At 58.5% G+C, this 20,464-nt stretch carries 19 protein-coding genes and 3 pseudogenes; 7 read left to right on the top strand and 15 right to left on the bottom strand.

Features of this window, described 5'->3' with window-relative positions; all coding sequences use genetic code 11:
- The first annotated feature begins 204 nt into the window (after nucleotides 1–204).
- The 4 genes from NQL71_RS21590 (at nucleotide 205) to NQL71_RS21575 (ending at nucleotide 4,732) form a co-directional block, all read left to right on the top strand.
- Entirely contained in the window at nucleotides 205–1,242 is a 1,038-nt protein-coding gene (locus tag NQL71_RS21590; RefSeq protein ID WP_218586519.1) for an LssY C-terminal domain-containing protein, read from the top strand.
- Nucleotides 1,229–2,392, top strand: a complete 1,164-nt coding sequence (locus NQL71_RS21585; RefSeq protein WP_166618880.1) for a lipase family protein — start codon at nucleotides 1,229–1,231, stop codon at nucleotides 2,390–2,392. The genes NQL71_RS21590 and NQL71_RS21585 overlap by 14 nt, the downstream gene beginning before the upstream one ends.
- Nucleotides 2,393–2,733: 341 nt before the next feature.
- Nucleotides 2,734–3,549, top strand: a complete 816-nt coding sequence (locus tag NQL71_RS21580; protein ID WP_274643250.1) for an AraC family transcriptional regulator — start codon at nucleotides 2,734–2,736, stop codon at nucleotides 3,547–3,549.
- Between the two features lie 112 nt (nucleotides 3,550–3,661).
- Nucleotides 3,662–4,732 (top strand): threonine aldolase family protein, encoded by a 1,071-nt coding sequence (locus NQL71_RS21575; protein WP_046815178.1) that lies wholly within the window; start codon nucleotides 3,662–3,664, stop codon nucleotides 4,730–4,732.
- Between the two features lie 137 nt (nucleotides 4,733–4,869).
- On the opposite strand, the gene NQL71_RS21570 is transcribed toward NQL71_RS21575, so the two are convergent.
- The 5 genes and pseudogenes from NQL71_RS21570 to NQL71_RS21550 all read right to left on the bottom strand — a co-directional run bounded on the left by NQL71_RS21570 (nucleotide 4,870) and on the right by NQL71_RS21550 (nucleotide 8,185).
- Nucleotides 4,870–5,202, bottom strand: coding sequence for a GNAT family N-acetyltransferase (locus NQL71_RS21570; protein WP_046815179.1), 333 nt, complete (start codon nucleotides 5,200–5,202; stop codon nucleotides 4,870–4,872).
- A pseudogene (locus NQL71_RS21565) lies at nucleotides 5,177–5,503 on the bottom strand (Mut7-C RNAse domain-containing protein); the annotation flags it as partial. The gene NQL71_RS21570 and the pseudogene NQL71_RS21565, both read right to left, overlap by 26 nt.
- Nucleotides 5,457–6,626, bottom strand: coding sequence for an NAD(P)/FAD-dependent oxidoreductase (locus NQL71_RS21560; RefSeq protein ID WP_343228884.1), 1,170 nt, complete (start codon nucleotides 6,624–6,626; stop codon nucleotides 5,457–5,459). The gene NQL71_RS21560 and the pseudogene NQL71_RS21565, both read right to left, overlap by 47 nt.
- A 5-nt stretch (nucleotides 6,627–6,631) precedes the next feature.
- Nucleotides 6,632–7,088: pseudogene (locus tag NQL71_RS21555) on the bottom strand (GNAT family N-acetyltransferase).
- 203 nt (nucleotides 7,089–7,291) lie between these two features.
- Nucleotides 7,292–8,185: a LysR family transcriptional regulator gene (locus tag NQL71_RS21550; protein ID WP_274643248.1), complete on the bottom strand. Its 894-nt coding sequence runs from the start codon at nucleotides 8,183–8,185 to the stop codon at nucleotides 7,292–7,294.
- 94 nt (nucleotides 8,186–8,279) lie between these two features.
- Here NQL71_RS21550 and NQL71_RS21545 point away from each other — a divergent pair, with 94 nt between their 5' ends.
- Nucleotides 8,280–9,446: an MFS transporter gene (locus tag NQL71_RS21545; protein ID WP_046815183.1), complete on the top strand. Its 1,167-nt coding sequence runs from the start codon at nucleotides 8,280–8,282 to the stop codon at nucleotides 9,444–9,446.
- Nucleotides 9,447–9,911: 465 nt separating this feature from the next.
- Here the strand turns inward: NQL71_RS21545 and NQL71_RS21540 are convergent, their stop codons facing one another.
- The 8 genes and pseudogenes from NQL71_RS21540 to NQL71_RS21505 form a co-directional block, all read right to left on the bottom strand.
- Nucleotides 9,912–10,307: a DUF1330 domain-containing protein gene (locus NQL71_RS21540; protein ID WP_274643247.1), complete on the bottom strand. Its 396-nt coding sequence runs from the start codon at nucleotides 10,305–10,307 to the stop codon at nucleotides 9,912–9,914.
- A 275-nt stretch (nucleotides 10,308–10,582) separates the two neighbouring features.
- Nucleotides 10,583–10,969, bottom strand: coding sequence for a putative quinol monooxygenase (locus tag NQL71_RS21535; RefSeq protein WP_077182655.1), 387 nt, complete (start codon nucleotides 10,967–10,969; stop codon nucleotides 10,583–10,585).
- Between the two features lie 170 nt (nucleotides 10,970–11,139).
- Nucleotides 11,140–11,316 (bottom strand): annotated as a pseudogene (locus NQL71_RS21530) (2Fe-2S iron-sulfur cluster-binding protein); the annotation flags it as partial.
- A 7-nt stretch (nucleotides 11,317–11,323) separates the two neighbouring features.
- Entirely contained in the window at nucleotides 11,324–12,112 is a 789-nt protein-coding gene (locus tag NQL71_RS21525) for a carboxymuconolactone decarboxylase family protein (protein ID WP_274643246.1), read from the bottom strand.
- A complete protein-coding gene (locus NQL71_RS21520) occupies nucleotides 12,090–12,587 on the bottom strand; it encodes a (R)-mandelonitrile lyase (protein ID WP_274643245.1) in 498 nt (165 codons plus the stop codon). The genes NQL71_RS21525 and NQL71_RS21520 overlap by 23 nt, the downstream gene beginning before the upstream one ends.
- 80 nt (nucleotides 12,588–12,667) lie before the next feature.
- Nucleotides 12,668–13,156: a cyclophilin-like fold protein gene (locus NQL71_RS21515; RefSeq protein ID WP_248686926.1), complete on the bottom strand. Its 489-nt coding sequence runs from the start codon at nucleotides 13,154–13,156 to the stop codon at nucleotides 12,668–12,670.
- 25 nt (nucleotides 13,157–13,181) lie between these two features.
- Nucleotides 13,182–14,312: an MFS transporter gene (locus NQL71_RS21510; RefSeq protein ID WP_274643301.1), complete on the bottom strand. Its 1,131-nt coding sequence runs from the start codon at nucleotides 14,310–14,312 to the stop codon at nucleotides 13,182–13,184.
- Between the two features lie 82 nt (nucleotides 14,313–14,394).
- Nucleotides 14,395–15,465 carry an alpha/beta hydrolase gene (locus NQL71_RS21505; RefSeq protein WP_274643244.1) on the bottom strand — a complete coding sequence of 357 codons (1,071 nt, stop codon included), beginning with the start codon at nucleotides 15,463–15,465 and terminating at the stop codon, nucleotides 14,395–14,397.
- A 176-nt stretch (nucleotides 15,466–15,641) separates the two neighbouring features.
- Between NQL71_RS21505 and NQL71_RS21500 the strand changes: the two genes are divergently transcribed.
- Both NQL71_RS21500 and NQL71_RS21495 read left to right on the top strand, forming a co-directional pair.
- Entirely contained in the window at nucleotides 15,642–16,571 is a 930-nt protein-coding gene (locus tag NQL71_RS21500; RefSeq protein ID WP_274643243.1) for a LysR family transcriptional regulator, read from the top strand.
- 423 nt (nucleotides 16,572–16,994) lie between these two features.
- Nucleotides 16,995–17,432: a bleomycin resistance protein gene (locus NQL71_RS21495; protein WP_077182659.1), complete on the top strand. Its 438-nt coding sequence runs from the start codon at nucleotides 16,995–16,997 to the stop codon at nucleotides 17,430–17,432.
- Between the two features lie 344 nt (nucleotides 17,433–17,776).
- Here NQL71_RS21495 and NQL71_RS21490 read toward each other — a convergent pair whose 3' ends face one another.
- Entirely contained in the window at nucleotides 17,777–18,682 is a 906-nt protein-coding gene (locus tag NQL71_RS21490) for a universal stress protein (RefSeq protein ID WP_077182660.1), read from the bottom strand.
- A gap of 259 nt (nucleotides 18,683–18,941) precedes the next feature.
- Nucleotides 18,942–20,279 (bottom strand): MFS transporter, encoded by a 1,338-nt coding sequence (locus tag NQL71_RS21485; protein WP_046815193.1) that lies wholly within the window; start codon nucleotides 20,277–20,279, stop codon nucleotides 18,942–18,944.
- Nucleotides 20,280–20,464: the final 185 nt, after the last annotated feature.

The raw sequence follows: 20,464 nt of genomic DNA, 5'->3' as shown, positions 1-20,464 counted from the left end.
CTGCGATGTGCAATACGCTGCTTGTGCACCCTGAGTTGTGCAGCGACTCTTGCGCTCGTCGTTGCTTGTTCGACCTGGCAGGCGCCCGCCGATTTCAGTACCTCCGGATTGCGAGAACGTGCGCAGACGGCCACCCGTCACGAGATACGCGTCAGCGCCGCCGTGCTCAGTGCCGAAGACAGGCGGCAAATGCTGGGGGTCGAGTTGGACAAGACGCGCGTGCAGCCCGTGTGGGTCGAAGTTCAGAACCGGACTGCCGAGCCGCTCATGTTGCTGCGGCCGGGAACCGATCCCGATTATTTCTCGCCACTCGAAGTCGCCTGGTCCATGCACGGGATATTCGCCCCGGCAGCAAACGCGCGCATCAATGCACACCTGGACCAACTCGGGTTCAAGAATCCCGTCCTGCCAGGCGAAACGAAAGCGGGCTTGCTCTTCATCAACCCGGAGCGCGCTACGCGGCTGCTGAATATCGATCTGCTGCAGAGAAAGACGCTGATCCCGTTCTCTCTCTTCTTGCGGGTGCCGGACGATGCCGGGGAAAAATGGTTTGCCGAAGGCTTGTTCCAGCCTCACGGTTCCGAGATCAAGGACTATGACGATCTGGCCGCGTTGCGTGCCGCGCTGGAGCGCCTTCCCTGCTGCGCCGCTGACGCGAACGGCAGGGCGAACGGCGATCCGTTCAATGCGATTCTCGTCGGCGAGTTCGCCGATATCGCCACCGCCTTTGTGCGTCGCGGCTACCGGCGTTCCACGCACCCCGCGGATGCGCTGGAGCGTGCATTCGGCCGCATGCCCGATGCCGTGGTGCGCAAGCAATCGCAAGCCGGAGCGCCGGCGACCTGGGTGCGTGTGTGGATCACGCCAATGCGCTTCGACGGTCACTCCGTCTATCTCGCGCAGGTCGCACGACCTACCGGCGGACGCTTTGCACCGCGCGAGGCGCAAAACCTTGTCTTGCATGAAGACGTCGATGAGGCGAGGAATTTCCTGATCCAGGACATGATGTATTCGGCCGGCCTGGACAAGCTCGGGTTCGTCACCGGCGTCGGTCCCGTATCCCAGGCACAACCGCGAACGACGTTCAGCGGAGCCCATTACTTCAGCGACGGTCTGCGTGCGGTCATGTTCTTTGCGACGCGGCCGCTCAGCCTGTCGCAGGTGCAGATGCTCGATTGGGAACCGTATCTGGACTGGCGCCAATCGCCTGCACGCAAGGAGATCGACGATGCCCGCAAGTAACCTGTTCGGCCGGCAGGATGACTCGGCCGGCTGTTTGCGCGGTGTCCACCCGTTGCTGCGCAGCGCTGGCATGGCATGGCTGATGATCGCTGGCTGCCATGCACTCACCGCCTGCGCACCCGCGCCGCTGATGGCCTACTCGCCGGACACACCGCCGCTGGTGCTGGTCCCTGCGTCGCAGGCCGGCGTGCAGGACAAGCGGGGGCGCTTTCGCGAGATTTTTTGCTCGATCCTCAATACGCGAGGAAGCGAGATTCCCGATAGCCGCCCTTGCGAGGAGGCACTGACACGCGTCGGCAGCGAACCTGCTGGCACTGGCAAACCCGTCGATCTCGGTCAATCGAAACGCCGTCTGATCGGCGCTGTGGTGGCCGGCGTCGGCTACGAATGCTTCGAGCAATGGCTGCAAGCGCCCGGCAGCGTAGGGGTTCATCTGCGCCAGTTCGGCTATGACCTGGTGCAGATGAAGGTCGACGCCTTATCGAGTTCCGCAAAGAACGCTCGGCAAATACGCGACGCGATCATGGCGATGCCAGCCGAAGCCGGACCGCCGCGCCTCGTCCTGATCGGTTATTCGAAGGGCGCGCCCGACATTCTCGAAGCGATGGTCAATTACCCGGAAATCCGCGGCCGCGTGGCGGCAGTGGTCAGCGCAGCCGGCTCGGTCGGCGGCTCGGCACTGGCCAACGATGCCGAGCAGTACCAGGCGGACCTGTTGCGACACTTTCCCGGTGCGACCTGCGATTCGGGCGACGGTGGCGCGATCGACAGCCTGCGACCGGCAACGCGCAAGAACTGGCTGGCGCAGCACCGGCTGCCGTCCGAACTGAACTACTATTCGCTCGTTACCTTCCCGCAGCCGGATCACATCTCGGCCATACTGAAATCGAGTTACAACAAGCTGGCGAGCATCGATGCGCGCAACGACAGCCAGGTGATCTTCTACGATCAGATAGTCCCTGGTAGCCGCCTGATGGGCTATATCAACGCCGATCATTGGGCCCTGGCAGTGCCGATCGCCCGAACGCATTCGACCCTGGGTTCTCTATTGGTGACACAGAATGCCTATCCGCGCGAGGCGCTGGCGGAGGCGATGCTGCGCTTCGTCGAAGAGGATCTGGCGGCATCTGAGCATTTGAACATTAAGTAAATACCACCAATGTCTGTGCGACATCATTGCCCTTTGTAACGTCGATGAGAAAAATAACCCCCGTTTGAAAATGTTTTCGAGCAGCAGACCCTAAGGCATCATCTGCAAGTCTCTTGGAGAGAGTTTTTGGCCAAGTGGCATCGGGAAGTACTGTACCCGTTACCACTAGCATAAGAACGCCGCTTGCTGTTGAGTGGTCAGCAGTACAGCTAATGGGTAACCTTCCGGGCATCCATAAGCAGTGCTTCGCGGCAGTTACTAGCTGACAACCTGTAGATCCATATCTTGCGCAGATCTGGAATGTGTTGGCCTTCCTCGCCGCCGATCCTGGTAGGAGTTCCATGACTGAGCACGCAAGTTACCACCACGTTAGTGAAGTGCCCGGCCTCGTGCTGGGCTCGGCGCGCCTGACGGATGCCGGTTTCGATCGCCATTACCACCTCGACTTCCACGTTGGCTTCGTGACCGAAGGCATCCAGCGTCATCGAGCCAAAGGCGAGTCGTTTCTGCTGGGGCCGGGCAATATTGCCCTGATGCCGCCGGGCGAAATCCACGACGGTGTGGCCGAAGGCGGCGGCGCCTACACGCTCAAGACATTCCGTTTGTCCCAGGCGCTGGTCGCGAGCCTCGCAGAGGACATCAGTGGTCGGCCCAGTGAGCTGGAGCTGGCCGGCATGTTGCTCGAAAACACCGGGCTTGCCGGCCACCTGCGCGGCTTGCACGAGGCCATGCAGCAGGCCATCGGCCCTGGCGGTCTCGCGGTGCAGGCGCAATGGCTGACCCTTGTCGAGTGTCTGTTGCGTCAGTCGCGGGTGATCGTGCCCGAGGTGATTTCTGGAGCGCTCTCGGCCCTGCAATGGTCACGCCTCAGGGACTATTGTTTCAGTCACATCGATCAGCGCATTACCCTGGATGACCTCGCCGGTCTTTGCGGGCTGGGCCGGTTTTCGTTCCTCAAGCAGTTCAAACGGACCATCGGCATGACACCGCACGCATGGCTGCTGCGACTGCGTCTTGAACAAGCCTGTGGCCTGCTGTCGCGCAGCGAACTGCCAATCATCGATGTCGCCCATGCGGTCGGGTTTTACGATCAAAGCCACTTCAATCGTGCGTTTCGACACGCATTCGGCGTCGCGCCTTCACGCTACAGACATTGAGTGTCGACATTTCACCGGCCGGCAATTTTTTACAAGCCTGGGTACCGTCCCTCACCCTAGGATGCGCAAAACCGGACGACTCTTCTTCGCCCGTGCAGCCGAGGACAGGTAGATGAACGCTGAATCAAACCAACCGCCCGCATTGAGTTTTGCCAGCGACAACATCGCGGGAGCTTCGCCGGAAGTGGCGCAGGCCATGATCAGGCACAGCACCGGCCAGGCGAGTGCGTATGGCGCGGACGAACTCTCCCTGCAGGTCAAGCTCAAGCTCAGCGAGATATTCGAGCGCGACGTGGAGGTCTTTCTCGTCCCTACCGGCACCGCCGCCAACAGCCTGTGCCTGAGTGCGATGACGCCACCCTGGGGCAACATCTATTGCCATCCCGCCAGCCATATCAATAACGATGAATGCGGCGCCCCGGAGTTCTTTTCCAACGGCGCAAAGCTGATGACCATCGACGGCCCCTCGGCCAAGCTGGATGTAACCCGCCTGCGCGAACGGACAGGTGAAAAGGTCGGTGACGTGCACACCACCCAACCTGCCTGCGTCAGCATTACCCAGGCCACTGAAGTCGGCAGCCTCTACAACCTGGACGAAATCGCCGCCATCGGTGAGGTGTGTAAGGCAAGCGCCCTGGGATTCCACATGGACGGTTCCCGGTTTGCCAACGCGTTGGTTGCCCTGGGCTGCTCCCCCGCGCAGATGACGTGGAAAGCCGGGGTGGATGCCTTGTCGTTCGGGGCTACCAAGAATGGTGCGCTGGCCGCCGAAGCAATCGTCCTGTTCAACCCAACACTCGCTACCGAGATGAGCTTTCGCCGCAAGCGCTCCGGCCATCTGCTCTCCAAGATGCGTTTTCTGTCGGCGCAGATCGATGCGTACCTCACCGACGACCTCTGGCTACGTAACGCACGCCAGGCCAACACAGCCGCCCAGCGCCTGGCACGTGGGCTGGCGGGTCTGCGAGGCGTTGAAGTCATGGCCGGCGCCGAGGCCAACATCCTGTTTTGCAAGCTGGATTCGGCAATCATCGAAGCCCTGCTGAAGGCCGGGTTCGGGTTCTATCATGATCGCTGGGGACCAAACATCGTGCGCTTTGTCACCTCGTTCGCGACCACTGCCGAGGATGTCGATCATCTGCTGAATCAGGTCCGGCGAGTGATCGATACGCTGAGCGCGTAAGCGTTTGCCGCGCCGTTAGTGTGATCGCCTTTAGCAAGCATTTGTCCAAGGCGTTCACGCTCTTTGGCGCCGGGAACTAGCTCCCGGCCGATTGCTGCCTACCACGAAGCAGCCATCGGGCCGGACTCAAATAGCAGTCAGCACAACGACTTCTGGTAATAGAGCCGGGTATGCCCCGGTGGATAGTCTTCCAGGCGTCCGAATTCGCAGTAGCCAAGTTTTTGATAGAAGCCGGGGGCCTGAAAGCTGAAGGTCTCCAACCAGATACCCGTGCAGTTCTTTTTCTGCGCGATTTCTTCGGCCATGCGCATTAGCCGTTCTCCGATACCCTGGCCACGCATTGACTCGGGAACGCTGACAAGATCGATGAGCAGCCATCGATAGGAGACCTTGCCGTACAGCCCACCAATAACTTCGTTACTGTCAGGGTCGCGTAGCAACAGGCAGGAAGTACGAATGGAGGGCCGCAATGCGTGGCGGCACCCGTGGCCGAGCCCGTTCCGGGCTGATCTCCTGCAGCGGCAGGTTGCAGTGAAGGCACAGGCTGAAGGGTCGCGCACAACGCGCCAGGTCGAGGCGCTCGAACAATTCGCGGTCGCGCGTCAGCACGATGGGTCCATGCTGCGCAGCGATCTCGGCGATCTCGCCATCTTCGAAGGCATTGTCGTAGAGGGTGTCGAAGCCGCTCATGCGCAGCAGCCGGGCCAGCCCGTCAAGGTGCGTGTCAGCGACGCGCAGCACCCGTAAAGGTTGCGCACGCACCTTGAGCAGCAGCTTTTATCCGCGATTTGCTGAATCGCTCGGGACGACAGGATTCAAGGGCAGGGGATACCTTGTCGTCGACTATTTCCTCGCTGGCAAGTCGGCCCACGATCGCCGCCAGCGTGACGCCAGGATGCATTGCGCAAGCGTACACTGCGCCAATATCGGGCAGATAGCCGATGATGGGGATGCCATCGACAGGCATTGGCCTGAGTCCGACACAAGCCAACTCCGGTTCAATGGAAGTCATCCCATGCAGTTCATCCTGGATGGCCCGGGCAGTTCGTAGCGCTATTTCCAAGGGCTGGTTTTGCAGGGCGTCTCCCAGATAATCTTCCGCCGCCAGCAACGCCCCATCTGGGCTTTGCCTGACTTCCATCTGTGGGCTGGAGATGATGCTCTTCACCAGATCGGGTTGGGTCTTGTAGCGAATGAATATGGCCGCAGAGGCCTCTATCGGCAGGAACATGTTCAACTTCTCGGCCAGCTTAGGAATGCCTGTTCCCGCAGCCAGCACGACAACATCAGCCTCGATGATGCCCGTTGAGGTTTCGACGCCCGTCACCCTGGCGTTCTGAATTGAAAAGCCAAGCACCCGCGTATGGGTAAAAACTTTCGCGCCATGCTTGCAGGCGCCTGCGATCAAGGCGTGAGTGGCTTGCACGGCGTCCAGCGCGCCTTCTTCGGCTGCGTGCAAGGCATGCTCAGGCGGATGCTTGAGGTTCGGCTCAAGAGCGAGGATCCGCGGGCGAGAGACCAGGCTTGCCGACGGCGTGTTGCCTGGGGCTTGCAGCATTTCATCCAGGTTCGCGCTGTAGGACAGCGAGCCTGTCCATTGTATGTTCAGATCCGGCAGCTCGGTTTGCAGGCGGTGATATTCCTGGATAGCGGCGCCACGCAATGGCGCAATCACATCGGGACCTCCATGGGAGGTGTTGATCCATGCGAATGAGCTTGCGGTTACGCCGGACGCGATACCTTCAGCCTCGACCAGGGTGACCTTCGCGCCTTTACCAGCCAGGTGATACGCCAGGGACGCGCCCACAATGCCTGCCCCGATGACGACCACTCGCTTGCCTGCGTTATTTTCCATGACAGCTTCCGTTCTGTTGGCCTGATTAAAGTACTGGATCCGGGCTAGTGCTCCAATGTCTTCGCCATGATGATGGTGCGCTCGGATTGGTGAAATTCGTCGCGGATTTTCTTGAAGCCAAGTGCAGCGTAAAAACCTTGCGCAGTGATTGAAGAGGGGACACGCAGGAGGCTGACGCCATCTTTTATGGCGATCGATTGAATCATCGACATCAACTGTCTTCCGATGCCTTTCCCTTGCCAGGTTGGGTCGACAAACACGCTTCGGACGACGTCCTGATCAAGACTGGCTGTTGCAACGATATGACTGTCGGTTGTTGCGACAAGCACCTGACGCCGGGTCAAGAAATCAAGGATCGCCGATGGAGAAAAACTTAACGCCACTTGATCGATGATTGCGGATGAATAGTCCAGGGCATTGGACTCGCGAAGGGTGCCAATGATGATCCGACTGATTGCCAGGGGCATCTGCGTTCGTTGCGTTTCGAATCAGGCAACTCATTCTGGTGGCTCCTTGCGTGTGATCCCCTGATCGTAAAGGGATGTGGCGTTACTGGCGAGGATGAAGGCCCCTGATGTATTGCGAACGCTGTGTTCCAGTCAGGCAGACCACCCACTGATAGCGCGCCCAACGATGGGCTGTTCACTACTTGCTTGATGCGTACAGCATCACGTGCACCCGCAATGATCAAGTGACGCCACCGCTTACATGCGGTGATGTTCCAACAAGAAGTCCACGAACAACCGCACCCGAGCCGGCATTGCCGAGCCACCTACGAACACCGCATGAATCGGCTCCTGGTCGCCGGGGTTCCAGGCTTCCAGCAGCGGTATCAGGTCACCGCGCTGCAGATCCTCGCTCACGCTGAACTCGCCGATACGCGCAATGCCGGCACCTACTCGCGCGAGTTGTGCCAGCGCTTCACCACTGCTGCATTCGATGTTGCCGCTGACCTTCAGGGAAAACTCCTTTCCATCGCGGATGAACGGCCAGTTGGGTTCGGCACGCCGGAAGTTGAAGCGCAGGCAGTTGTGCTGTAGCAGGTCTTCCGGTTCCTGGGGGATGCCGTGGCGCTGCAGATACTCGGGCGAGGCCACCACTACCTGGCCGGTGTCGCCGATCCTGCGCGCGGTCAGCGGGCTGTCGGGCAGATAACCAAAGCGGACTGCGACGTCGGCCTGGCCGCCGAGAATGTCGACCACTTCGTCGCCGAGGGTGAGGTCGACGACGATGTTCGGGTAACGGGCGCTGAATGCTGCAACCAAGGGAACGATGGCCAGCCGCCCATGGCCAAGGGCGGCACTGACCCGCAATCGCCCTCTGGGTACGCCCTGGTCGGCGATGGCTTCTTCGACCTCGTCCATGTCGGCCAGGATACGCCGGGCGCCGCGCAGGAACGCTTCGCCCTCGGCAGTGAAGGTAATCGCTCGGGTGGTGCGCAACAGCAGGCGGGTGCCAAGACGTTGTTCAGTACGCGCGATGATCCGACTGACTGCCGAGGGTGTCAGGCCCAGTGCACGCGCGGCGGCCGACAGGCTGCCTTCCTGCGCCACGGTGGTGAACACGCTCATCTCACCTGACCTGCCGTTGAAATCCACTTGTGCCTCCTGCGCAAAGGTGATTGCCAAAAATGCTATCTACCGGCTGAAAAGACTGGATCGTAGCATTAGCGGCATAGATAAGGAGCCTTCCATGCGTATCAATCCACCCCTTGTCGCGCTCGCCATCGGTGCCTTTGGCATCGGCGTAACAGAATTCGCCCCCATGGGCATGTTGCCGAGTATCGCTGCGGATCTGGGCGTTTCCATTCCCGCCGCGGGCTTGCTGGTCAGTGCTTATGCGCTGGGCGTATTGCTCGGCGCACCGCTGATGACCCTGACCACCGGCAGGATTCCCCGGCGCTATCTGCTGATCGGGCTCATGGCGATTTTCACCCTGGGTAATCTGATGTCAGCCCTGGCCACCGATTACTACAGCCTCATGGTCGCCAGGGTGGTGACCTCACTGAACCATGGTGCATTTTTTGGCGTTGGCTCCATCGTCGCCGCCAGCGTGGTCGCCCCAGAGAAACGTGCCGGGGCGGTTGCGGCGATGTTCATGGGCCTGACCCTGGCGACCATCGGCGGTGTGCCGCTGGCCGCCTGGTTTGGTGAACTGTTCGGTTGGCGCACCGCTTTCTGGGGAATTACCGGCCTCGGCGTGATGACCATGGCCGCATTGTGGTTCGCCCTGCCTAACCTGAAGACACCGCAAAGCGTCGGTGTAATGGCCGAAATTCGGGTACTGGGGCGTGGTCCGGTGCTGGGCGCATTGGCCCTGACCGTAGTCGGATCGAGCGCAATGTTTACCGTCTTCACCTACATTGCGCCAATCCTCAGTAGCGAGACCCACGCGTCCACCGCTTACATCACCGCCATGCTGGTGCTGTTCGGTGTGGGGTTGACGCTGGGCAACATGTGGGGCGGCAAGGCCGCCGACCGCTCGATAGATCGCACCCTGATCGTTTCGCTGAGTGTGCTGATTCTCGTCTTGCTGGCGTTCACCGTGCTGATGCGTTGGCCGCTGCCGGCCGCCGTTGCCATCCTGATATGGGGTATCGCCAGCTTCGCCCTGGTGCCGCCGCTACAGATGCGCGTCATGGAGGCTGCCAAGGACGCGCCCAATCTGGCCTCGGCGGTGAACATCGGTGCCTTCAACTTGGGCAACGCGATTGGTGCGGCGCTGGGTGGAGCGGTGATCAATACGGGTCTGGGTTATCCGGCGATTTCCCTGGCCGGAGCGGCAGTGGCGGGTCTGGGGCTGCTGATGGTGTTGGCTTTTGCTTGGCGTTCCAGAACGATTGCAGCTGCGGTGGTGTGAGGGGGGTGTTAGTCACCATTGATGAGTGACGACTAGCGGCCAGTTGTTGCCTGTCGCGAAGGACTGCAAACGACCCAATATAGCGGCCGGTGGGGACAGACAGAAACCGGCCAAGAGTAGACGTTCGTGATGTGCGGTAAGGGACCAAATCGCGCCGGAAACGGCTGCTTTAGCATCTGATAGCCCGCAAAGTTGCACTCTGCTTGACCTTCTATTTGCTTTCAACCCCTGCTCTGGATGGCCGAAAGATCCAATGTGGGTCGCGTCAGCGAGTGCTACCGACCCGAGCTGAAGATCGACAATCAATGAGCACACACCCTTGACCGTCCATCCCGCAGGGTTGTTACTCATAAGAACCTTCCAAACGCAGATGCGGAAGAATGGAAGGTCATTTTTTAGGGCAGCAGCGCACATTAGCCGTCTACGATAAGTTGTACCAATGCATGAAATTCATCAAATGGCCTGCTATTTCTCAACCACCCCCTCGATCAAGTAGACGTCTGCCTTCGCAGATCTTTGACGTATCTTTCTCAGCTCCGTGTACTCAGGAGAGTTGTACCAGGCTTGTGCTTTCTCAACGCTATCGAATTCGATAACCACGCGCCGACGTTTCGGGGCGTCTCCCTCCAATGAGATGGTCTTACCCCCGCGCACGATGAAGTGGCCACCATAAGATTTGAATGTCGATTCAACATGGGTGCTGTAAGGCTGTATACCCTCGGGATCGGTTACCTCGAATTCCGCCACATAATAGGCATGGGGCAGTACAGCTGCGGCTTGCGCTGAATACAGGAGGCTACTGCCAGTCGAGAAAAGTGCCAGCCCCGCCAGTGTTCCAGTAACGACCTTTGCGAGATTCATCTATTCATTGCTCCAACTAATACTCGACTGATTAATTCCGACGTTGTCCCAGCCGATGGGCTCCAAGCGCTATCAAGGACAGCACTAACCCCAGTGCACATACGGCTGACCATATTCAGCGTGCGCCCAACCGAGGCTCGCAAGAGAGGCACGCAGCGACCCGCCTAGAAAGATGCTGGTGACGTACAAGACAGCCAAAAGAGGCTGGGCGTAATACAGGTTCGCTTCCGAGGCTGGCTCTCTAGACTCCCCGGAAAGTCGAGCACTGACCGACATCAGGGCGCCTTGGCGCTAAGCTGTACCGGTTGGGTCTCGATTAGCTCCCTGGACAAAATCATGTTCTTTGTCGTGGCTACGTACTTCTGGAAATGAGCAGACGCAATGTGGCTACGATAAGCCGTCTCACTCGCGTAAACCTCGAAGAAATGAAGTCGATTCGGATGGTCTTTTTCGGCAACACAATAGATCGATATCACACCCGGTTCGAGGCGTACTGAATCGGCCATCTCTTCTTTGACAGCAGCGTGATAAGCGTCCAGTTGGGCCGGGTCGATAACAATCTGTGCGATTCGCACAACTTTGTCAGTTGGCTCAGCACCAATGGCTGTCTGCACCAACATGCAAGACAGTGCAAACACACCCAGAAAGGCTGGCATCCGCATTCAATTCATTCCTGTTCAAGATTGAAGCCAGAGATTCTACAGCGCCAGCCCTCTAGGCATTCATGAGCGCAGCAGATAACTATTATCAGACGACTGCCTCACGTATCACCTCCTGCCCGCAAAGACTTCCTTGAGTACGGGCATCGCGGAGAACACATTTGGCCATTTGGCTAGTCCTTCACTGCTAAGCGCGCGGCCAATTCGTGGACGGCAGCATGGATGGCGTCGTAGGTAACGCGGCGACACAGATTGACTATCGTCACTTGGATATGCACATCGCTGGGCTTGGGGGTACCTTTAAGCAAGGCTGTCGCGGCCATCACCTGACCAGACTGGCAATAGCCGCACGGTCCCTCAATCGGTCCCTGCCTGATACCGCGCTCTGCCGCTGATTTTTTCCAAGGCCACTAGAATACGCTCAGCTCCATCCGGCTCACCGGCTCTCTTCAGTTCGCTAGCCACCTGATGCAGCTGCTGCACTGTCAGGCCAACATTCATGCTGATTTTCAGATGAGACTCCAGCTGCGGCTCTAACCCTGGCATCGCGGCGATGGCCCCTACGGTGGCCAGTTCACGGTCAGTCCATTCAAGGTTGTCGCGGGCGAAAATGTCGCCAAACAGGTGGCCTTTCAAAAACTGATCAATGGCGGGGGCGAATTCAAACAGCGGTCCTGACACCGGCGCGCCCAACAGCCGGGTTTGATTGTCGGTGCCAAGATCGAGCAAAGCGCGCCCCGAGGGAACAGGGCCTGGATCGCGCCCCGGCGCGTCATGAATACCCCGTACGGCACGGTCTTCCAGGACTTTCATCAGCAACGACAAGGCATTGAGGCTGCGCGGGAACCCGGCATAGGCATAGAGCTGAACCAGGATTTCCTTGCTCTCGCTAATCGTCAGCCCGGCATCGAGGCCGCGATTGAGCGCGTCGTGCAAACGGGACATATCGCCGACCGCCATGCTGGCGCCAATTGGGGCAATTACCTGTTGCTTGGCGGTTAAAGTCTGCTCACTCACTAGTTGTTTCTCCGGTTCATGGGAGGTATTGGCGCTGGATATCTGGGCCCAGGCGAAACTGACCAGGATTACGAAGCCCAGCGCGCCTAACCGGACATCGCAGCGGTTACTTGGCTGGGTACTGTTCATCGCTCACTTTCTCCATCCAATTGACGTTGTTACCATTCTTCGTGCCGGTGATAGCCATGTGCGTCATGGCAGTCGATGGCGCGGCGCCATGCCAGTGCTTGACCCCCGGCGGGCACCACACCACATCACCAGGACGTAATTCCTGCACGACTTTTCCCCATTCCTGAGTACGTCCTACCCCCGCTGTCACGACCAGATATTGTCCAGCAGGGTGCGTGTGCCAAGCCGAACGAGCGCCAGGCTCAAAGGTGACGTAGACCGCTGAGGTATTGAGGTCGGCGGTTACGGCAGTCAAAGGGTCAACCCGAACGCGGCCAGTGAAATAATCAGCAGGCCCTGTCATCGAGGCTTGCTCTCCCGCACGAGTGATATGCTGAGTAGTCGAGTTCTGCTCGGCCGCGGCGGCTGGCCCGAAATACGTGCCCGTGAGCAGCGCCAGTGCGGCTAGGGTTGAAGCGGAGCGTGTGGGCGTCATGGAAAACTCCTGAATCAAAGTTCAAGTGTGGGGCTGACGTGCAGCGCTTGAGTAGTCGTGGTCGCGTTAACTTTGCATCCCTAGTCAACGGAAAATGTCACGCGAACATCGTTGCGGCCTAGGGCCTTGGCAAGGCCTGCCGAGTTGTCGATGCGGCCGAGACGGGAATAGGAATAGGACGAGGTAAAGGTTGTATAAAAGACCACCAAGGTGTCTGCTCCGTACAAGAGCACATCACCGCTGTGGATGGTTCCTGGCCGGTAGGCTTGGGTGGGTAATGGATGCTGCAAGGTGGCGTACTTCTCGTTGTTGTGCAGCTCCGTCATGTCCAGGCTGAGCGGCAATCGGGCGACTAGCTCACGAGTGGTCGGGTTGTCTTCAAGAGATATGGCGAAGCGCTGTTGGCCGACGGTCATCCACATCGTTGTGTTCTCCATGCCTATTGGAGGGCTTGCGATTTCCGTCACAGCGGCGAGGGGGGAAGCCGATAGGGCAAATGGCATCAATGTCACCAGCCAGAGGCCCTTCCAGCCTTGGGAGTAATCGGTGCCAAGACTGCGCGTATGCATGGCCTTGCTCCGTCGAGTGGATGGGTCACCGGGTATGCGGCACCGGCGAGCGGGAGGTCAGAAAGGTCAACAAGGCGGCTAGCATCAATAGCGCTGCGCTGGCGATGAAAGTGCTCTGGTAGCCGAGAGTGTCAAACAGTACGCCGCCCACGATGGAACCCACTGCGATGGCCAACTGCACGATTGCCACCATCAGTCCACCGCCCGCCTCGGCGTGATTTGGCAAAGCGTGCGCGATCCAACTCCACCAGCCGACTGGCGCTGCCGTCGCGATAAATCCCCAAAGCCCCAGCAGGACCGCCACGGCGATAACCCAAGTGCCAGCAGGAATCAGCGCCAAAGCAATCACGGCCATCAGCAGTGAGATGGTACTCAGGATTCCATACAGGCTGCGTTTCAGCACCACGCCGATCATCGTCGTGCCACAAAAGCCAGCTATGCCGATCACCAATAGCAGCAGAGAAAGGGTCGGCACGTTGACCAGGGTGACTGTTTCCAGAAACGGGCGCAGGTAAGTGAACAGCGCAAACTGGCCCATAAAAAACAGGCCGCTGGCGGCCATGCCCAGTGCCACCGTGCGATTTTTCAGCAGTTTGAAAACATTGCCAGCACCTGGCGAGCGCTCCTGCGTTGCCATACTTGGCAGGCTGATCCATTGCCAGACCAGGGCAATCAGCGCCACCGGAACCAAGCAGAAAAATGCACCACGCCAACCTACTACTGAACCCAGATAACTGCCCAGTGGCGCTGCCACCACTGTCGCCAGGGCGTTGCCGCTGTTGAAAACAGCCAGCGCCCTGGGCACCTGAGCGGCCGGAACCAGGCGCATCGCGGTGGCTGCCGACATCGACCAGAAACCGCCAATCACCACGCCAATCAGGGCACGCCCAACCATGTAGATCAGGTAGTTCGGTGCAAGTGCCACAACGGTGCCCGATACAGCCATCAAGCCAGTTAGCGCCAGAAGCAGCGTCTTTCTATTTACGGTGCCGGCGACCCAGCTGATGGACAGGCTGGCCAACACTGCAAACGCGCCAGAGATGGCAAGCCCTTGGCCCGCCAAGCCTTGGCTGACCTGCAGGTCGTCTGCCAATGGAGTCAGCAGGCTGACTGGCATGAACTCCGATGCGATCAGTGCGAACACGCACAATGTCATCGCATAAACGCCGCCCCAGTGACCAGCACGCGTGCCTGTTTCGCTGGCTGAGGTGGCGCCCAAGCGGGTATCAGCGCAAGTGTTATTCATCGTGGGGTTGATTAGCCTTGGGGGTGCCTGCCGGTTGCTTCAGGTGGTTCTGGAAGAACTGGGTCAGCTTGGCGAAAGGAATCAGATCTACCCGGTCATACAGATCGACATGGCCGGTGTTGGGCACAATGACCAACTCTTTAGGTTCACCCGCCAGGCGGAACGCCTCTTCGCTGAACTCGCGGGAGTGGGCGTTTTCACCTGTGATAAACAACATCGGGCGGGGCGAAATACTCTCGATATCTACGAATGGGTAGAAATTCATGAACTTGGTGCTGCTGCTCAGCGTCGGGCGGGTGGTCTGCTGGGATGTGGAGTTTGTCGGGGTGAATTCGCCACGCGGGGTGCGGTAGAAGTCAAAGAACTCACGCTGAATGGGGTGGGTGTCGGCATTGAGCTCCTGCACGGTGCCGCCGGTATATTCGATCTTGCCGCCTGTGAATTCCACATAACGCTGTTCGGCCGCAGCTGCGATGACCTGCTTGCGCTGCTCAAGCGTTTGCGAATGCTTGAGACCGTTGCGGTTGGCGGCGCCCATATCGTACATGCTGACAGTGGCGATGGCTTTCATGCGCGGGTCGATCTTGGCCGCGCTGATCACAAAGCTACCGCTGCCACAGATACCCAGCACGCCGATGCGCTGACGGTCGATAAAGGGCCGCGTGCCGAGATAATCCACGGCGGCGCTGAAGTCCTCGGCGTACATGTCCGGCAGCACCGCATTGCGTGGCATGCCTTCGCTTTCGCCCCAGAACGACAAATCCAGCGCCAGGGTGACGAAGCCTTGTTCCGCAAGTTTTTGCGCATACAGGTTGGAGCTTTGCTCCTTCACCGCGCCCATCGGGTGGCCCACGATAATCGCCGGGCTACGAGTGGCGTTGTCCAGACCTTTAGGGATGAACAGATTACCTACCACATTGAGCTGGTACTGATTTTTGAAGCTGACCTTTTGCACGGTCACCTTGTCACTTTTGAAGAAATTATCTGCACCGTTGGACATATCGGCTCCTAACGCGGTGAATGAACTGAGCAGAAACCCGAGCATTACGACGAGTCTTTTCATGCAGCGACCTTTTCAGAGGAAAGTTAACGGCGACGTAGGCAGTTAGCGCGAGGCTTCGCCCTCTTCACGCAGGCCTGGGATGCCAGCTATTGTTGCTGAATATTGAGATTTTGATTAGCTAATGAATGCTTAATGCGGATATAAGTAGACCTAATCAATAGCCCGAGGCTATCGCTATGGCTAAACACAATTTCAACGATCTGCTGGCCTTTGTGACCGTGGCACGTGTGGGCAGCTTTACCCGCGCTGCGGTGCAACTTGGGGTGACCCAATCGGCCGTGAGTCAGGTGGTTTCGGCCCTGGAAGCACGTCTAAAAATTCGCTTGCTTACCCGCACCACGCGCAGCGTTTCTCTGACTACGGCGGGTGAGCGGCTGCTGGAAGCGGTGGGCTATCGCTTTGATGAAATCGAAGCCGAAGTGGAAGCCTTGACCGAGTTGCGCGACAAACCGGCCGGCACGGTACGGATAACCTGCGGTGACAACATCATCAAGACCACGCTGCTACCCAAGCTGACGCCGCTGCTGCAGATGTACCCGGATATCAAGCTGGAATTCGATATCAACTATGGCTTTCGCGATATCGTCGCCGACCGCTTCGATGCTGGCGTGCGCTTCAGTGACACGGTGGCCCAAGACATGATTGCCGTGCCCATTGGTCCGGCTATACGAATGGCCGTAGTGGCAGCGCCAAGCTACTTCGCCCAAAACCCTGTCCCTGAACACCCTCGCGATCTGGCAGCACATCGCTGCATCGACATACGTTTCCCCACCTATGACGGCATGGACGCGTGGGAATTCGAGCGCCAGGGCAAGAAACTGAAAGTGCGGGTAGACGGCCAATTGGTATTCAATTCCACCACCCATATCGCCGATGCTGCGGTGAGTGGACTGGGTATCGCCTATCTACCCGAGGATGAGTTTGCCCCGCATCTAACCGAAGGGCGACTTGTTCGGGTATTGGAGAACTGGTGTGAACCCTTCGGCGGTTTTCACCTGTATTACCCCAGCCGCCGACAACCCTCCCAGGCGTTTTCGCTGGTCGTTGAGGCATTACGGGTGGACCGCTTACCACCGGATGACAGCCTGACCGCCTCGGATGCGTGACCACGACGATTGGAGCGAGTACGCGGAGAAACGCCTAGCGTTTGCACGGGACACATGCAGATCGCCGTTCTTGACGAACTGGCGAGTAGTTTACCTACTTAGGGTGCTGACGCACGGTGCTTAGCAGCGGGATATCAGCAAAGCTTCGAGGGCAATGCGCAGGGTTCTGACTTGATGGGGTTCAAAATGAGGTTTTGACATTTGCAATGTAGGGAATGCAATGAGCGTTTACATCGGTAGATGCGCGAGGGGCATGTCCGCTTTTGGCCGGTTTCTGCCTGTCACGACCGGCTGAAACCGATCCAAAACGGTCGGTCGCGGAATTGCGACCATAAGTAGATATCGTGGTACAAACAGTGCCGAGCAGAGATGGGCAGCCATCCCACTGCTTGTGGGGTGTTATCAACGACAAGGAGTCCGTTCATGAAGATGAACACATTAGTTCCAGAGATGATTGTCTCTGACTTAAAACGAAGCTTAGATTTTTACTGCCTGATTCTGGGCTTCAAAATTGAATACGAAAGGCCTGAGGACAAGTTCACTTTCCTGTCCTTTCAAGGGAGCCAATTGATGCTGGAGCAGGATGACTTGGAAGAGTCTCCATGGCGTGTTGGCCCTCTATTATCACCCTATGGCCGAGGGATGAATCTTTCGATCCAGTGCTCTGATACCAAAGCTTTGGCTAGGACCATCGAAGATGCTGGTATTGAATTGCGCAGACCCATTGAAGAGTGCTGGTACCGAGATAAAGAGCGCCTGCACGGAGAGCTTAATTTTTTGGTGCTTGATCCAGATGGCTATCTGTTGCGGTTCACTCAGAGCTTAGGTTTCAGAGCAGTCGAGCATCAAGCAATAGCCTGAACAAGTGACGTTGCATAGCGCGATTCTGAGCATTTCAACGACCGCTTCTGGCCGATTACTGCCGGATGCCAAGGACAAAAAAGCCCGCTCAATAGCGGGCTTCGTAAACGGCTTTTCCTATGGCGCGAGGCTCAAACTCTTGCGGAATTCGTCCTCCAGCTTTCGACAAACGTCCGCGATAATGTTTTTCCCGGCTGCCGGGCCTGGATATCTGTTGACTTCCTCCTGGCATCGTTCGACGGCCTCTCGGGGCTGAGTGTTTTCCTTGCTTTGTGATGTGTTGCTGACTAGCAGCGGTTTTTGGCGCTGATGCGGTTTGATCCAAGCTAACGGAAATCGTTGACCTACCTGAGATCCGCTTCTCCCTTGATGGCCAAAACGCTGCAGGGCACCTGATAAAGAACATGCTCCGTGGTACTGCCAACCAGCTTGTCCACTCCTTTGTGATGGGTATTTCCCATTACGAAGACATCCGCTCGAGTATGAGTGGCAAAATCGGCCATTGCTTTGGTTGGCGGCCCTGCTATGAAGTGTTGTCGCTCAGGTGGCACGCCGTGGCGTCCAGCCAAGGCAACAAAGCACTTTTCAAGTGACCGGCGCACGTCGTCGCTGAAGCCTGGCATCGTCACGGCACCAGCACCTGCATCAGAGAAATGTGTGTGTGTCAGTTCGTAGGCATACAGCATGTGCAATTCAGCCTCACATTGCGTAGCCAGTTCGTTCGCCGCCTGAATGACGCTGTCGTTGATTCCGCTGATCTGACCCTCTGGATGCGATGGATCAACCGCCGCCACAATCACCCGAGGAAGCGGACACCTGACTTCGCTGACCAGATGTATGGGGGTCGGACATCCACGCAACAACTGCCAATCCAAAGGCGTGACGAATACGCGTTTGAGCGCTGATTCATGATGTACGTCCTTGATAATCATGTCCGGCAGCATTACAGCCACATGCCCAAGGATCTCTTGCAGCGGGTCACGGGTCAATGCAACTTCGATGGTCACATTGATGCCCTTCCTGCGCATGAGTTCGGCCTCATCCGTCAACCACTGCAGGTTCTCCTGCCGGCAACTCTCACGAAGTTGTTCGCTGTTGCTCATTAGCCGCATAAGGTCGAAGTCTTCGATGAACACTGCGATATGCAGCGCTGCGCCTGTAGCGTCGGCCAGTGCGATCGCCCGCTCCATCGCCGGCGAGTGACGCATTGTGGGACCTGCGATCAGAAAGAGTCGTTGATACTGCCTCATGTGACACCTCCAACGTTCCGGGTTATCCGCTAGCGCCCCCAGCACTCTCGCTTGTCCCACCATTGGCGATCTTTTATCGCCCAACTACCTGGATCGACACTACCAATATACGCCTGCATCGCCGGCTTACCAGTTGCCAAGGCTGTCGAAGGGGGTAGCAGACCTTTGCATCACGATCGAGCAGGAGACGGGATTGCTGGAAACGCGCGCCACGCCACGATAACCCCCGGCTTGATGAGGCTGTTCGGCAATCGGTGTTTCAGGCCGCAGCCCTCACACCTGCACCTTTACCCTGCGCCTGCACGTCATGCAGGGAAATCCGTGACGTCTCCGGCAATGCCAGCCCACCCGCCAGCGCCAGCAAGGCAATCGCGATCAGGTAGAACGCCGGCGACAGGTTGCTACCGGTGGTGCTGATCAACCAGGTAGCCACCAGGGGGGCGGTGCCGCCGAAAATGGTGTAGGCCATGTTGTAGGTGATCGCCGAGGCGGTATAGCGAGTGCGGGTGGGGAAGGTTTCCGAGAGCAGGGCCGCGGTGACCACGCCACACAATACCGCGCCGACCGCCAGTAGCATCACGCCGGCAACGGACGCTGCGAACGAGCCGGAGCTGGCCATCAGGAACGCCGGGTACACGGCAACGATCAACAGGGCGCACGCGGTCATCACCGTCATTCGCCGCCCGACCCGGTCCGAATACAGCCCGGCCAGCGGGCAGATCGCCGCGGCGAACAGCAAGGCAATCAGCGACACCAGCAACGCTGTCGCGCGACTCAGGCCACCTGCAACTTGCAGGTAGGTCGCGAAGTAGGTGGTGAACATGTAGAACGACAGCGCCGTGAGCGACACAAAGGCGCCCAGGCAACAGATGGCCGCGCCATGGTTGCGCAAGGTTTCCTTGAGTGGGGAATGGGCCACGGCATGTTCCTCGGTCACCGCCTGGAATGCCGGTGTCTCATCGAGCTTGCAGCGCAAATAAAGACCCACCAGGCCCAGCGGCGCGGCAATCAGGAACGGCAAGCGCCAGCCCCAGCTGCCCATCGCTTCGGCCGACAAAGAGGCCTCGAGTGCGTAGGCCACCACGGCGGCCGCGGCGAAGGCGGAAAACGTCGACACCGGAATGAAGCTGCCGTACCAGGCGCGTTTATCGCTCGGTGCGTGCTCCATCAGGTAGGCACAGGCTCCTGCGTATTCGCCGCCGGCGGAAAAGCCCTGGGCGCAACGGATCAGCGACAGAAGAATCGGCGCCGTGACCCCGATCGCGGCATACGTGGGTAGCAGGCCGATCAAGGTCGTCGCACCGGCCATCAGCAGGATCGTCATCGCCAGGGTGCGCTTGCGGCCGATCCTGTCGCCCAGCATGCCGAAGAAAATCCCGCCAAGGGGCCGAAATGCAAAAGCTACGGCGAATACCGCGAAGGTCTTGAGCAGCGCGGCACTGGTATCGCCGCTGGGGAAAAATTGCTGGGCGATGGTCGTGGCCAGAAAGCCGTAGACGGCGAAATCGAACCACTCGACGAAATTGCCGATGCCGGCAGCCACTATCACTCTTCTCAGTGTTTTCGGGCTGACTTGTTCCGTAGTTGTGCTCGTCATGCTTGACCTCGACAGTTCGTCAGTAAGCTATCGATTATCGAGGCAGGCGTTGAAGCGGTTGGCTTCAAAAGTGTCATCCACGTAGTCAGGACCGACTTGGCGTGCCTCGGGTGTTCGAAGGTCGAATATCGGTGTTTTGGTTTTAATGGATCCATTAGAGTTGTCGGCGCCGTAAAAAGCTTGAC

Origin of the sequence: Pseudomonas serbica, from assembly GCF_028823535.1 — a bacterium.
Classification (GTDB): Bacteria; Pseudomonadota; Gammaproteobacteria; order Pseudomonadales; family Pseudomonadaceae; genus Aquipseudomonas; species Aquipseudomonas serbica.
Note: the sequence above shows the minus strand (reverse complement) of the source record. Positions and strands in the feature narration are given on the sequence as shown.

Coding starts and splice junctions, on each gene's coding strand:
- NQL71_RS21510 (WP_274643301.1), bottom strand. CDS start 14,312: ATGACATTGTGCGTGTTCGCACTGATCGCATCGGAGTTCATGCCAGTC.
- NQL71_RS21505 (WP_274643244.1), bottom strand. CDS start 15,465: ATGAAAAGACTCGTCGTAATGCTCGGGTTTCTGCTCAGTTCATTCACC.
- NQL71_RS21515 (WP_248686926.1), bottom strand. CDS start 13,156: ATGCATACGCGCAGTCTTGGCACCGATTACTCCCAAGGCTGGAAGGGC.
- NQL71_RS21500 (WP_274643243.1), top strand. CDS start 15,642: ATGGCTAAACACAATTTCAACGATCTGCTGGCCTTTGTGACCGTGGCA.
- NQL71_RS21490 (WP_077182660.1), bottom strand. CDS start 18,682: ATGAGGCAGTATCAACGACTCTTTCTGATCGCAGGTCCCACAATGCGT.
- NQL71_RS21575 (WP_046815178.1), top strand. CDS start 3,662: ATGAACGCTGAATCAAACCAACCGCCCGCATTGAGTTTTGCCAGCGAC.
- NQL71_RS21540 (WP_274643247.1), bottom strand. CDS start 10,307: ATGAATCTCGCAAAGGTCGTTACTGGAACACTGGCGGGGCTGGCACTT.
- NQL71_RS21495 (WP_077182659.1), top strand. CDS start 16,995: ATGAAGATGAACACATTAGTTCCAGAGATGATTGTCTCTGACTTAAAA.
- NQL71_RS21580 (WP_274643250.1), top strand. CDS start 2,734: ATGACTGAGCACGCAAGTTACCACCACGTTAGTGAAGTGCCCGGCCTC.
- NQL71_RS21535 (WP_077182655.1), bottom strand. CDS start 10,969: ATGCGGATGCCAGCCTTTCTGGGTGTGTTTGCACTGTCTTGCATGTTG.
- NQL71_RS21520 (WP_274643245.1), bottom strand. CDS start 12,587: ATGACGCCCACACGCTCCGCTTCAACCCTAGCCGCACTGGCGCTGCTC.
- NQL71_RS21525 (WP_274643246.1), bottom strand. CDS start 12,112: ATGAACAGTACCCAGCCAAGTAACCGCTGCGATGTCCGGTTAGGCGCG.
- NQL71_RS21545 (WP_046815183.1), top strand. CDS start 8,280: ATGCGTATCAATCCACCCCTTGTCGCGCTCGCCATCGGTGCCTTTGGC.
- NQL71_RS21585 (WP_166618880.1), top strand. CDS start 1,229: ATGCCCGCAAGTAACCTGTTCGGCCGGCAGGATGACTCGGCCGGCTGT.
- NQL71_RS21485 (WP_046815193.1), bottom strand. CDS start 20,279: ATGACGAGCACAACTACGGAACAAGTCAGCCCGAAAACACTGAGAAGA.